12 protein-coding genes are annotated in these 12,861 nt (G+C 67.3%); all 12 read left to right on the forward strand.

Features of this window, described 5'->3' with window-relative positions; translation table 11 throughout:
- Positions 1 to 296 precede the first annotated feature (296 nt).
- From AC5Y4Q_RS08820 to AC5Y4Q_RS08875, 12 genes are read left to right on the forward strand one after another with little or no spacing between them, the layout of a single operon-like run.
- Complete coding sequence (locus AC5Y4Q_RS08820; RefSeq protein WP_109401185.1) at positions 297 to 1,034, forward strand: MlaE family ABC transporter permease; 738 nt, start codon at positions 297 to 299, stop codon at positions 1,032 to 1,034.
- Position 1,035: 1 nt separating this feature from the next.
- Positions 1,036 to 1,905 carry an ABC transporter permease gene (locus AC5Y4Q_RS08825; protein ID WP_064921084.1) on the forward strand — a complete coding sequence of 290 codons (870 nt, stop codon included), beginning with the start codon at positions 1,036 to 1,038 and terminating at the stop codon, positions 1,903 to 1,905.
- A gap of 5 nt (positions 1,906 to 1,910) precedes the next feature.
- Positions 1,911 to 3,125 (forward strand): MCE family protein, encoded by a 1,215-nt coding sequence (locus tag AC5Y4Q_RS08830; protein WP_064921083.1) that lies wholly within the window; start codon positions 1,911 to 1,913, stop codon positions 3,123 to 3,125.
- Positions 3,122 to 4,150: an MCE family protein gene (locus AC5Y4Q_RS08835; RefSeq protein WP_064921082.1), complete on the forward strand. Its 1,029-nt coding sequence runs from the start codon at positions 3,122 to 3,124 to the stop codon at positions 4,148 to 4,150. Before AC5Y4Q_RS08830 ends, AC5Y4Q_RS08835 begins: the two co-directional genes overlap by 4 nt.
- The gene (locus tag AC5Y4Q_RS08840) at positions 4,147 to 5,745 is read left to right on the forward strand and encodes a virulence factor Mce family protein (protein WP_064921110.1); all 1,599 of its coding nucleotides are present in this window, start codon (positions 4,147 to 4,149) and stop codon (positions 5,743 to 5,745) included. Before AC5Y4Q_RS08835 ends, AC5Y4Q_RS08840 begins: the two co-directional genes overlap by 4 nt.
- A 6-nt stretch (positions 5,746 to 5,751) precedes the next feature.
- Entirely contained in the window at positions 5,752 to 7,317 is a 1,566-nt protein-coding gene (locus AC5Y4Q_RS08845; RefSeq protein WP_064921081.1) for an MCE family protein, read from the forward strand.
- Between the two features lie 17 nt (positions 7,318 to 7,334).
- Complete coding sequence (locus AC5Y4Q_RS08850) at positions 7,335 to 8,486, forward strand: MCE family protein (RefSeq protein WP_064921080.1); 1,152 nt, start codon at positions 7,335 to 7,337, stop codon at positions 8,484 to 8,486.
- A complete protein-coding gene (locus tag AC5Y4Q_RS08855; protein WP_064921079.1) occupies positions 8,480 to 10,072 on the forward strand; it encodes an MCE family protein in 1,593 nt (530 codons plus the stop codon). The genes AC5Y4Q_RS08850 and AC5Y4Q_RS08855 overlap by 7 nt, the downstream gene beginning before the upstream one ends.
- On the forward strand, positions 10,042 to 10,695 hold the full coding sequence (locus AC5Y4Q_RS08860; RefSeq protein WP_235663908.1) for an Rv1363c family protein: 654 nt from the start codon (positions 10,042 to 10,044) through the stop codon (positions 10,693 to 10,695). Before AC5Y4Q_RS08855 ends, AC5Y4Q_RS08860 begins: the two co-directional genes overlap by 31 nt.
- Entirely contained in the window at positions 10,692 to 11,636 is a 945-nt protein-coding gene (locus AC5Y4Q_RS08865; protein ID WP_064921077.1) for an RDD family protein, read from the forward strand. Before AC5Y4Q_RS08860 ends, AC5Y4Q_RS08865 begins: the two co-directional genes overlap by 4 nt.
- Complete coding sequence (locus tag AC5Y4Q_RS08870; protein ID WP_064921076.1) at positions 11,633 to 12,178, forward strand: Rv1363c family protein; 546 nt, start codon at positions 11,633 to 11,635, stop codon at positions 12,176 to 12,178. The genes AC5Y4Q_RS08865 and AC5Y4Q_RS08870 overlap by 4 nt, the downstream gene beginning before the upstream one ends.
- On the forward strand, positions 12,145 to 12,858 hold the full coding sequence (locus AC5Y4Q_RS08875; protein WP_065019321.1) for a mammalian cell entry protein: 714 nt from the start codon (positions 12,145 to 12,147) through the stop codon (positions 12,856 to 12,858). Before AC5Y4Q_RS08870 ends, AC5Y4Q_RS08875 begins: the two co-directional genes overlap by 34 nt.
- The last annotated feature ends 3 nt before the right edge of the window (positions 12,859 to 12,861 follow it).

The raw sequence follows: 12,861 nt of genomic DNA on the forward strand, positions 1-12,861 counted from the left end.
ACGACCGGTGAGGTGGCGGCACGTTACTGTCCGGTAGGAAACCTGCGCACGTTGCACCGAATCGATGCCACTCTCACGCGGCCATCAGGTATGGTCCGATGGTCGCCAACGGCACGTTGGGCCGCTAAGGTGACGCGGGTCTCGTAGGAACACATGGACGGACGGAGAGACACTGTGCGACGCGATCCCCTGCTGCGTCGTAACGCGGGGTCTCCGGTGAGGGGGGTGTTGTGACGGCTCCTGCACGTCCCCGCCTGGCTGATTTCGCCCGTGACCGGCTGGTGCCGCCGCTGGTCATGGTCGGCGGGTTTTTCCGGATGTGTGCACTGACCGCGCGGGCACTGTTCGTGCCGCCGTTCCAGTGGCGCGAGACCCTGCAACAGGGCTGGTTCATCACCAGCGTCGCCATCATTCCGACCATCGCGGTCGCCATCCCGCTGACCGTGCTGTTGGTCTTCACCCTGAATATTCTGTTGGCGCAGTTCGGTGCTGCCGACGTCTCCGGCGCCGGCGCAGGCATCGCCGCGGTTACGCAGCTGGGGCCATTGGTCACCGTGCTGGTGGTCGCCGGCGCCGGCTCCACCGCGATCTGCGCGGACCTGGGCGCGCGCACCATCCGCGAGGAGATCGACGCGATGGAGGTGCTCGGGATCGACCCGATCCATCGGCTGGTGGTGCCCCGGGTCATCGCCGCCACCGTGGTCGCCTTGCTGCTCAACGCGCTGGTGATCGTGATCGGCCTCGCCGGCGGCTTTTTGTTCGGTGTCTACCTGCAGAACGTGTCCGGCGGCGCCTACCTGTCCACGCTGACGCTGCTGACCGGCCTGCCCGAAGTCGTCATCTCAACCGTCAAGGCGAGCGTCTTCGGTCTTATCGCAGGCTTGGTCGGTTGTTATCGGGGTCTTACCGTTCGGGGCGGGTCCAAGGGACTCGGCACCGCCGTCAACGAGACGGTGGTGCTCTGCGTGCTCGCGCTGTTCGCCGTGAACGTGGTGCTGACCACCATCGGCGTGAAGTTCGGAACGGGGACCTGACATGTCGACATCGGCAGTGCTGCGGGGCCGGTTTCCCGGCCTGATCGCGAACTATCAGCGCTACGTCGGGGCCGCAGGGCGCTCCCTGGAGAAGAGCGGTCAGCTGGGCTGGTTCTCGCTGACCGCCATGCGGCAGATCCCTTGGGCGCTGCGCCGGTATCGCACCGAGACCCTGCGCCTGGTCGCCGAGTTGGGGATGGGCACCGGCGCGATGGCCGTGATCGGCGGCACCGTGGCCATCATGGGCTTCGTGATGCTGGCCGGCGGCTCACTGATCGCGATCCAGGGCTTCACCTCGTTGGGCAACATCGGGGTGGAGACCTACACCGGTTTCGCGGCGGCGCTGGTCAACGTCCGCGTCGTCGGCCCGGTCAACGCCGGCATCGCCTTGGCGGCCACGGTGGGAGCCGGAGCCACCGCCGAACTCGGCGCGATGCGGATCAGCGAGGAGATCGACGCCCTTGAGGTGATGGGCATCAACTCCATCTCCTACCTGGTGTCGACCCGGGTCGTGGCCGGCTTCACCGTGATCATCCCGCTGTACGCGCTCGCGCTGATCATGGCGTTCGCCTCACCGCAGATCGTCACCACCTTGTTCTTCGGTCAGTCCTCGGGCACCTACGAGCACTACTTCCGTACCTTCCTGCGTCCCGACGACGTGTTCTGGTCGTTTCTGGAAACCATTTTGATCGCGGTGGTGGTCATGGTCACCCACTGCTACTACGGCTTCAATGCCAGCGGTGGCCCGGTCGGTGTCGGCAGCGCCGTCGGCCAGTCCATGCGACTGTCGCTGGTGACGGTGCCCACGGTTGTCCTGCTCGCAGCGTTGGCGCTCTACGGCGTCGACCCCAACTTCAACCTGACGATGTGACGGCCATGGCAACCGGGAAGCAGAACAAGGTGCATAACCCGCCATACCGAGTGGCGGGAGTGGTGACCTTCGCGGTCCTGGCGCTGATCGCCGGGCTGGTGTACGGCCAGTTCCGCGGGGCCTTCACCAAGACCACGTCGCTGACCATGGTGGCGCCGCGTGCCGGTCTGGTGATGGACCCGGGCGGGCCGGTCACGTACAACGGCGTCCAGATCGGGCGGGTGGCCAACATCGCGCCGACGGAGTACGACGACAAGCCGGCGGCCAAGTTCACCCTCGACGTGGACCCGAAGTACCTCAAGCTGATCCCGTCGAATGTCAAAGCCGACATCTTGGCGACCACGCTGTTCGGCAACAAGTACGTGTCGCTGACCGCGCCGGAGCACCCCTCACCGGAGCGCATCACCGCCAAGCACATCATCGCGACCTCGGTGACCACCGAGCTCAACACGCTGTTCGAGACGGTCAACAACCTCTCCGAGCACGTCGACCCGATCAAACTGAACCTGACGTTGCACGCCGCCGCGGAGGCGTTGACCGGGCTCGGCGACAAGCTCGGCGAATCCCTGGTCAACGGCAACAAGATTCTCGACGACGCCAACGCGTACATGCCGTCGTTCCGCCGCGACCTCAAGGGTTTCGCGACCCTGGGTGAGGTCTACGCCGACGGCGCGCCGGACCTGGTCGGCTTCCTGGACACCTCGGTCGTCACCGTCAAGACGATCACCAACCAGCAGAAGGAACTGGACGCCGCACTGCTGGGCGCTGCCGGCGTGGGCAACCTGGGGGCGGACGTCACTCAGCGGTTCGGGCCGTACTTCCGGGCCCAGTTCTCCGATCTGGTTCCGGTGTCGGCGCTGCTGGACGAGTACAGCCCGGAGTTGTTCTGCGCCATCCGCAACCTCGCGCAGGGCGCCCCCAAGGTCTACCAATTCCTTGGCGGCGGTGACGGTTACGCGCTCGACACGGTCAGTGAACTGGTCGGTCCGGCCAACCCGTACATCTACCCCGATAACCTGCCGCGTTACAACGCCCGCGGTGGACCCGGCGGCGCGCCGGGCTGCTGGCAGGAGATCACCCACGACTTCTGGCCGGCGCCTTACCTGGTGGCCGACACCGGAGTCAGCCAAGCGCCCTACAACCACTTTGATACCGGATCGCCCTTCGCCGTTGATTACGTCTGGGGTCGCCAAGTCGGGGATAACACGATCAACCCATGAACATCACCAGAACCGCTATCAAACTCGGCGCCGTCGGCTCGGTGCTGCTGCTCTTCACGGTCGGCTTGGTCGTGGTGTTCGGCCAGGTCCGATTCGACCGGACGGCCGGCTATTCGGCCGAATTCACCAATGCCAGCGGCCTGCGCCAGGGACAGTTCGTGCGCGCCTCCGGCGTGGAGATCGGCAAGGTCAAAAAGGTGCGCCTGGTCGACGGCGGGCGTCGGGTGGTGGTGGATTTCAACGTCGACCGTTCCGTGCCGCTGTTCCAGTCGACCACCGCGCAGATCCGGTACTCCGACCTCATCGGTAACCGCTACCTGGAGCTCAAGCGGGGCGAGGGCGAAGGGGCCGACCAGCGGTTGCCGGTCGGCGGATTCATCCCGTCGTCCCGCACCGAGCCGGCACTGGACCTGGACGCCTTGATCGGTGGCTTCAAGCCGGTGTTCCGTGCGCTGGATCCCGACAAGATCAACACCATCGCGTCGACTATCGTCACCGTCTTCCAGGGCCAGGGCGGCACCATCAACGACATCCTGGAGCAGACCGCCCAGCTGACCTCACACATCGCCGAGCGGGATGCCGCGATCGGTGAGGTGGTCAAGAACCTGAACGTGGTGCTCGACACCGCGGTGCGCCACCGCCAGACGTTCGACGAAACCGTCGACAACTTCGACAAACTCGTCAAGGGCTTGAACGCGAACAACACCGGCCTGGCCAACGGCACCGCCGAATTCGGCAATGCCGCCGGCAATCTGGCCGATCTGCTGGCCGACAACCGGCAGCAGTTGCACAGCCTGTTCCCGGTGGCCGGGCCAGAGCCGCCGGACCGGCTCAACGACATCGATGAACTGCTGCAGAAGATTCCGCGGGCGCTGAAGCTGATCGGGCGCACCGGTGTCTACGGCGACTTCTTCAACTTCTACATCTGCGACGCGACGATCAAGCTTCCCGGATTGCAGCCAGGCGGGCCGGTGCGCAATGTCCGGTTGTGGCAGCAACCGACGGGGAGGTGCACGCCGCAGTGAGGACCCTGGAACCGCCCAACCGGGCACGGATCGGCATCATCGGCGTCGTCACGACGGCGCTGGTGACCCTGGTGGGGCAGAGCTTCACCACCGCGCCGATGCTCTTCGCCGAGCCGAGTTATTACGGGCAGCTCGCCGACACCGGCGGGCTCAACGCCGGTGACAAGGTGCGCATCTCGGGTGTGGACGTCGGCAAGGTCCAGGACCTGTCGATCGAGAACGACCACGTGCTGGTGAAGTTCTCGGTCGGCGCCCACCCGATCGGCAGTGACAGCCGGATCGGGGTCAAGACCGACACCATCCTGGGCAAAAAGATTCTGGCGATCGAGCCCAAGGGCGAGCGCCGGATCGCGCCGGGGGGCGTCCTGCCGTTGGGTCAGAGCACGACGCCGTATCAGCTCTACGATGCGGTCTTCGACGTCACCAAAGCCGCGTCCGGGTGGGACATCGACACGGTCAAGAAGTCGCTGAAGGTGCTCTCGGAGACCGTCGATGAGACCTACCCCGACCTGAGCGCCGCGCTCGACGGTGTCGCGAAGTTCTCCGACACCGTCGGCAAGCGTGACGAGGAGATCACCCACCTGCTCGCCCAGGCCAATCAGGTCGCGGCCGTGATCGGCGACCGCAGCGACCAGGTCGACGCGCTGCTGCGCAACACCCAGACCCTGCTGGCCGCGTTCAACCAACGCAGCCAGGCGATCTCGGCGTTGCTGGGAAACATCGCCTACTTCGGCGAACAGGTTCAGGGCCTGGTCCGCGACAACCCGGGCCTGGATCTGCGGCATGTGTTCGAAGAGGCCGCCAACATCACCGACATGCTGGTGCGCCGGCAAGACGATCTCCGCGAGATGTTCACCATCTTGGGCAGGTACCTGACCATCGTCAACGACGCGGTGGCATCGGGGCCGTACTTCAAGGTCTCCACCTTGAACCTCATCCCGTTCTGGATCCTGCAGCCGTGGGTCGATGCCGCGTTCAAGAAGCGCGGCATCTCGCCGGAGGAGTTCTGGCGCAACGCCGGACTGCCGGAGTTCCGCTACCCCGACCCCAACGGAACCCGGTTCGCCAACGGTGCCCCGCCGCCCGCCCCGCAAGTCCTCGAAGGCACACCCGAGCACCCCGGGCCGGCGGTCGCGCCGGGCTCACCGTGCTCGTATGCACCGGCGGCCGGGATGTTCCCGACACCGGGCAACCCGCTGCCCTGCGCGAACCTGGATCCGAACTCCGGGCCGTTCGGCCCGAGCGGCCCGTACCCGGGTCCGGTCGACGTGTTGTTCTCACCGCCGAACCCCGACGGCGTGCCGTCGTCCCCGGGGATCCCGATCGCCGGCCGGCCGGGCGAGACGCCGCCGGTGGTGCCGGGCACCCCGGTGCCGATGCCGGACGCCAACCCCGGCGCGCGCTCCGAACCGATGGGTCCGATGCCCGGGCCGGCTCCGGCCAACCCGGGCGCGGCGCCTCCTCCGGCGCCCAGGGCACCTGGCCCGCCGGCTCCGCCCGGACCGGGCAACCAGTTGCCGGCGCCGTTCATCACCCCCGGTGAAGGCGGAAACAGCCAGCCCGGCGGTGGCGGCGGCTCACTGGAGGGAAGGTAGCCGGACGTGAGTACCGTCTTTGATGTTCGCAACCTGCGACTGCCCGAACGGTCGCGGGCGACCGTGATCGTCGGATCACTGCTGCTGGTGCTGGCGCTGCTGGCCGGCTTCGGCGGCGTGCAGCTGTTCCGCAAGCTCAACAGCACCACCGTGGTCGCCTACTTCCCCCAGACCGACGCGCTCTACCCCGGCGACGCGGTGCAGATCATGGGGGTCCGGGTGGGCGCGATCGACAAGATCGAGCCGGCCGGCGACAAGATGAAGGTCACCTTGCACTTCAACAACAAGTACAAGGTTCCCGCCGACGCCAAGGCGATCATCTTGAACCCGACCCTGGTCGCCTCGCGGACCATCCAGTTGGAGCCGCCGTACCGGGGCGGGCCGGTGCTGGCCGACAAGGCCGTCATCCCCGAGGAACGCACCGAGGTCCCGGTGGAGTGGGACACGCTGCGCAACGACGTCACCAACATCATCAACAAGCTGGGGCCGACGCCCGAACAGCCCAAGGGGCCGATCGGGGACGCCATCGAGTCGTTCGCCGACGGGTTGAGCGGCAAGGGCCAGCAGATCAACACCGCGTTCAACAACCTGTCGGAGGCGCTGACCGCGCTGAACAAGGGGCGCGGCGACTTCTTCGCCGTGGTGCGCAGCCTGTCACTGTTCGTCAAGGCGCTCGACCACAACGACCAACAGTTCGTCGCGCTCAACCGGGACCTGGCCAAGTTCACCAACAACCTGACCGGCACCGACCAGGAACTCGCGCGCGCCGCCGACCAGTTCTACGCGACCATGACGATCGTGAAGGCGTTCCTCAACCAGAACGCCGACCTGCTGGTCCGCAACATCGACAACGTCGAGAAGATCACGACCGCGATCACCCAACCGGACCCGCTGGACGGCTTCGAAACCTCGCTGCACATCCTGCCGAACGTGTTGGCGGCGACCGGCGAGATCTACCACCCGGCGCAGGGCATGGTCCTCGGGTCCCCGGTGCTGGTGAACTTCGCCAACCCGATGGAGTTCATCTGCAGCGCGATCCAGGCCGGAAGCCGGCTGGGCTACCAGGACTCCGCCGAACTGTGTGCCGAGTACCTGGCTCCGGTGGCCGATGCGATCAAGTTCAACTATCTGCCGTTCGGGATCAACATCTGGACCAGCGCCTTCACCACGCCCAAGCAGATCGCCTACTCCGAGCCGCGGCTGCAGCCGCCCCCGGGGTACAAGGACACCACCGTTCCGGGTATCTGGGTGCCCGACACCCCGTTCTCGCACCGCAACACCCAACCCGGGTGGATCACCGCACCGGGCATGCAGGGCGTGGAGCCCGGCCACGACACCGCCCGGCTGCTGACCCCGGAGTCGCTGGCGCAGTTGATGGGCGGCCCGGACCCGGCGCCGGTCCAGTCGCAGTACCAGACGCCGCCCGGCCCGCCGAACTCCTACGACGAGGCTCCCGGTCCGCTGCCGTTCATCGGCCAGCCTCCCGGGGTGGCTCCGATCCCGCCGCCCCCGCCGGGACCCAACGTGATACCCGGCCCGGTGGCGCCGCTTCCCCCGCGGGGTGAGGGCTGATGAGACGGAGGACTGCGATGAAGACGGTCAGCCGGCGCAGCTGGCAGGGGCTGGTGCTGCTGATGGCCGCCCTGACCTTGACGTCGTGCAGCAGCTGGCGCGGTATCGCCAACGTGTCGTTGCCGGGCGGCCCCGGCAGTGGTCCGGGCGCCTACACCGTCTATGTCCAGGTGCCGGACACGCTGGCGCTCAACGGCAACAGCCGGGTCCTGGTCGCCGACGTCTTCGTCGGCGCGGTGGAGCGGATCGAGTTGAAGAACTGGATCGCGACGCTGAAGCTGAAGCTGAACAAGGACGTCCATCTGCCGCGCAACGCCACGGCGAAGATCGGCCAGACCAGCTTGCTGGGTTCGCAACACATCGAGCTGACGTCGCCGCCGAACCCGGAGGGCGAACTGCGCAACGGCGACACCATCGCCTTGAACAACTCGTCGTCGTACCCGACGATCGAACGCACGCTGGCCGGTATCGCACTGCTGCTGCAGCGCGGCGGGCTATCCGACCTGGACACCATCACCACGGAGTTCGCTGCGCTGTCGCACGGGCGGGCCGATCAGATCCGGGCCTTCCTGACCAAACTGGACACGTTCATCGGCAACCTCAACGACCAGCGTGAGGACATCACCCGGGCGATCGACTCGTCCAACCGGCTGCTGAGCTACTTCGGTGCGCACAACGACAGCATCGAGAAGGCCTTGAACGACTTCCCGCCGCTGTTCAAGTACTTCAACGCCCAGCAGCAGATCTTCATCAACGCGGTCGACGCGTTGGGCGCGATGGGCACCCAGGTCAACGAGCAGATCATTCCCGCGCGGTCCGATCTGCACAAGGTGCTGACCTCGTTCCAGTGCCCGGCGCGGGAACTCCGCAAGGCGTCGCCCTACATCCCCGACCTGATGCAGGTGATGATCACCGCGCCGTATCACGTCGACGGTGCGTTCAAGGCGGTCCGCGGCGACTTCATCAACACCTCGCTGGTGGTCGACCTGACCTACGCGTCCATCGACAACGCGATCCTGACCGGAACCGGCTTCTCCGGGATGCTGCGCGCCCTGGAGCAGTCCTTCGGCCACGACCCCGAGAAGATGATTCCGGACGTGCGGTACACGCCGAACCCCGCTACCGCACCCGGCGGTCCGTATGTGGAAAGGGCTGACCGGAATTGCTGAAACCTGCGATCAAACGTCAACTGGTCATCTTCACCGTCCTGACGACGGCGGCGTTGCTGGTGTTGGGCATCTACTACCTGCGGTTGCCGACCATGGCGGGCCTCGGCCAGTACACCTTGAAGGCGAATCTGCCCGAGGCCGGCGGTTTGTACAAGACCGCGAACGTGACCTACCGCGGCACCATCATCGGCCGGGTCACCGCCGTCGAGCCCACCGAGACGGGCGCGCAGGCGACGATGCAGATCTCCAGTAAGTACAAGATCCCCGTCGACGCCACCGCCAATGTGCATTCGGTTTCGGCGATCGGTGAGCAGTACCTGGACCTGGTGTCCACCGATAACCCGGGGCAGTACCTGAAAGCGGGCCAGACCATCACCAAGGGCACGGTGCCGGCCGCCATCGGCCCGGCACTGGACACCGCCAACCGTGGTCTGGCCGCGTTGCCGGCCGGCAAGATCTCGGCGCTGCTGGACGAGACGGCGACCGCCGTCGGCGGGTTGGGCCCAGCCCTGCAGCGGCTGGTCGATTCCACCCAGTTGATCGTCAGTGACTTCAAGTCGAATCTCGCCGACGTCAACGACGTCGTGAACAAATCGGCACCGATCATCGAGAGTCAGGTCGACTCCGGCGATGCCATCCACCAGTGGGCGCGCAACCTCAACATTCTCGGTGCGCAGGCGGCTAGCAGAGATGAGACGGCCAAGCACATCCTCTCGGACCTGCCGCCGCTGATCGACCAGGTGCACACGGTGTTCAACGACACCAAGGACTCGCTGCCGCAGCTGATGGCCAACGCGGCCATCCTGACCGAGATGGCCCGGCGCTACAACCGCAACACCGAGCAGGTCTTGGTGTTCCTGCCCCAGGCCGGATCGATCATCCAGACGGTCAGCTCGACCTTCCCGGGGCGGGCGTCACTGGGCGTGGCGCTGGGCGCGTTCCCCGGCCCGGTCTTCCCGGTGCCGGTTCCGGGTCTGAGCCTGAACTATCCGCCGCCGTGCCTGACCGGTTACCTGCCAGCCTCGGAATGGCGGGCGTTCGCCGACACCAGCCCCGCCGAGCTGCCGGACGTCGCCTGCCGGATTCCGCAGGACACCCCGGCCAACAACGTCCGCGGCGTGCGCAACATCCCATGTGTGGACGTGCCGGGCAAGCGGGCCCCGACGCCCAAGGAATGCCGCAGCGACAAGCCGTACATCCCGATGGGCACCAACCCCTGGTACGGCGACCCGAACCAGATCCGGAACTGCCCGGCGCTGGGCGCGCGCTGTGACCAGCCGGTCGAGCCGGGCCACGTGATCCCGGCGCCGTCGGTCAACACCGGCCTCAACCCGCTGCCGGCGGATATGGTGCCACCGACACCACCGCCGCTCAACGACCCGCTGACCCGGCCGGGCACCGGTAGCGTGCAGTGCAACGGGCAACAGCCCAACCCCTGCATCTACACCCCGGCCGGCGGACCAGCGGCAATCTACAATCCGCAGAGTGGCCAGGCGGTCGGGCCAGACGGCGTCGAATACTCCGTCGAGAACTCGATGAACATAGGAGACGACGCATGGAAGGGGATGCTGGCACCGTTCCGGTGAGCACGGACGGGGAGCAGCAGACCGCAGACACCGCCGATACCGCAGCGTCGACGGACGAGGACACCGCAGTCCAAGCGGCTACGCCCGACGCGGTCCCGGCCGACGGGGCAGACGCCGGCCCGCCGTCCCGCCTCGGCCGGCGCGCGCTGATCGGGATCTGTGCGTTGCTGGTGCTGTTGGCCGCCGGCCTGTCGGCGGTCGGCTACCAGGCCCTGCGTGACCACGCTGCCAGTCAGGCGATGGCCCGCGACAACGCCGAAGCCATCGAGGCGGCGAAAACCTGCGTGCTGGCGACCCAGGCCCCGGATCCGGGCGATGTGGCGTTGGCCCAGCAGAAGATGATCAACTGCACGGCCGGGGAATTCCGCACCCAGGCCGCGCTGTACGCCCAGATCCTTCCGCCTGCCTATCAGGCGGCCAAAGTCCACGTCGAGCTCACCGAGATGGGTGCCGCGGTGGAACGCAACAATCCGGACGGCTCGATCGACATCCTGGTCGCATTCCGGATCAAGGTCGACAACGTCGAGGCCAAGGGCCGCGAGGCCGGCTACCGGTTGCGCGCCCAGATGGTCCGGGAGGACGGCCAGTTCCGGATCGGCAAGCTCGATCAGGTGGCCCGGTGACCGAAGCCGTTGACGCCGTGCCGGTCAGCCCTCCGGCGCGGTGGCGTCACCGCCTGATCGCCTTCGGGATCGACCTGCTCCCGGGCGCGGTCGTGGTGGCGGCGATGGTTCTTGTGGCGATGTGCTTCCCGCGGGGCGGGGCGTGGTGGTGGCTGGCCATGACGGTCATCGGGGTGGTGATCCTGGCGACCGCGGTCAACCGGGTGCTGCTGCCGGTGATCACCGGGTGGAGCCTGGGCCGCGCCTTCGCCGGACTCGAGGTGACGCGCACCGGCGAGAACACCGGCGCTGTGGGCGCTGGACGGCTGTTGCTGCGCGAAGGGGCGCACCTGCTCGACGCCGTGTTCGCCGGCTGGCTCTGGCCGCTACGGGACCGCCGGGGGCGGACCTTCGCCGACCTGGTGGCGCGCACCGAGGTTCGGCCGGCACGGCGCCGGCCACCGGCGCGCATCCGGGGGAAGGTGATGGCGGTCTTCGTGGCCGCGGCCGTCCTAAGTACGGCCGGGGCGGGCGCGGCCTACGCGGTGGTCTACCGGGGTGAGCACAACTCGGATCTGGCCCGGGTCCAGATCGCCCGGCAGGGCCCGAAGATCGTGGCGGACATGTTGTCCTACGACCCGGCGACGTTACAGGACGACTTCGACCGTGCGCAGTCACTGGCCACCGAGAAGTACCGCGAGCAGCTGGTGCCCCAGCTGGACGCGATCCGCAACGCGACGCCGGTTCCCAATTTCTACCGGGTGACCGATGCCGCGGTGCTCGACGCCACGGCGCACCGCGCGACGATGCTCATGTTCCTGCAGGGCCAGCGCGGCACACCCGGCAAGGAGCGTTTGATCAGCGCCACCGTGCGGGTGGTGTTCGCCGAAGCGGCCGGAAACTGGCGTGTCGACGACCTGTCGGTGGTCAGCAAGCCGCTGCCCGCCGAGGGGGACAAATGAGCCCGCGGCGGCGCGTCCAGGCCGACGCCAAGCCGCTCTTCGCGGAGCGGAAGGTGCCTGACCGGCGGCTGCCGACGGTGATCGGCAGTGCGCTGCTGGCCGCCGCCGCAGCGATCGCCGTCTGCGCCGCCACGCTGGTCACCCATGAGCAACACCGGCGCGCCGCCCTACGCGATGTCGAGGCGCTGGCGGCGGTCGAATCGTTCATGACGATGTTCACCTCACCGGATCCGTTCCATGCCAACGACTACCTCAACAGCGTCCTCGACCACGCCACCGGGGAGTTCGCCCAGCAATACCAGGACAAGGCCAATCAGATCCTGGTCGCGGTGGCGCGCAGTGAGCCGACCGCCGGGACGGTGATCGCGGCAGGGGTGGAGCGGTGGAACGACGACGGCAGCGTCAGCATGCTGGTGGCCGTCGAGAACAGCGGTAAGTCGCCGGACGGTAAACAGGATGTCAAGGTCGCGACTCGCTGGTTGGCGACGGCGCAGAAGGAAGGGGACCAGTGGAAGATCAGCAATCTGAACCAGGTGCTGTGACCGATCCCGCCGCCGAATCCGCCGACGACGCCGAGTCGGCGGCCGAGGCCACCGGCGTGGAGGCCGACGGCGAAGCCGACACCCAGGCGGATCCCGACGCCGACGCCGAGACCGAGGCCGCGGGTGAACCCGAGACGACGGCGGAGGCCCGCCCCGGGCGCCGGAAGGCCGGCATCCGAATCGCGGTCGCAGCGGCGGCGGCGCTGTTCGTCGGCTCCGCGGCCTTCGCGGCGGCCGCAGCCCAGCCCTATCTGATCGACCGGGCGGAGGTGGCCACCAAACTGGACATCGCCCGGACCGCAGCCCGAGCGATCCACACGCTGTGGAACTACACGCCGGAGAACATGGACACGCTGCCGGACCGGGCGTCGATCTACCTCAGTGGCGACCTGGAAGCCCAGTATCGCAAGTTCATCGACGCGATCGCCGAGAGCAACAAGCAGGCCAAGGTCACCGATAGCACCGAGATCGTCGGCGCGGCAGTCGAATCCCTGAACGGGCCCGAAGCCACCGTCCTGATCTACACCAACACCTCGGCCACCAGCGAACTGACCAAGACCATCCCGCAGATCAAGTACCTGACCTACCGGCTGCACATGAAACGCGACCACAACCGCTGGGTGGTCACCAGGATGCCGACGATCACCTCGCTGGATCTGACGCCACGGTTCCAGAGCTGACCC

Source organism: Mycobacterium sp. NGS16, assembly GCF_059813225.1.

What these genes read in the sequence shown, in the direction of transcription:
- AC5Y4Q_RS08820 (WP_109401185.1), top strand. Translation starts at nt 297, where the DNA reads ATGGTCGGCGGGTTTTTCCGGATGTGTGCACTGACCGCGCGGGCACTG.
- AC5Y4Q_RS08870 (WP_064921076.1), top strand. Translation starts at nt 11,633, where the DNA reads ATGAGCCCGCGGCGGCGCGTCCAGGCCGACGCCAAGCCGCTCTTCGCG.
- AC5Y4Q_RS08860 (WP_235663908.1), top strand. Translation starts at nt 10,042, where the DNA reads ATGGAAGGGGATGCTGGCACCGTTCCGGTGAGCACGGACGGGGAGCAG.
- AC5Y4Q_RS08835 (WP_064921082.1), top strand. Translation starts at nt 3,122, where the DNA reads ATGAACATCACCAGAACCGCTATCAAACTCGGCGCCGTCGGCTCGGTG.
- AC5Y4Q_RS08850 (WP_064921080.1), top strand. Translation starts at nt 7,335, where the DNA reads ATGAAGACGGTCAGCCGGCGCAGCTGGCAGGGGCTGGTGCTGCTGATG.
- AC5Y4Q_RS08825 (WP_064921084.1), top strand. Translation starts at nt 1,036, where the DNA reads ATGTCGACATCGGCAGTGCTGCGGGGCCGGTTTCCCGGCCTGATCGCG.
- AC5Y4Q_RS08830 (WP_064921083.1), top strand. Translation starts at nt 1,911, where the DNA reads ATGGCAACCGGGAAGCAGAACAAGGTGCATAACCCGCCATACCGAGTG.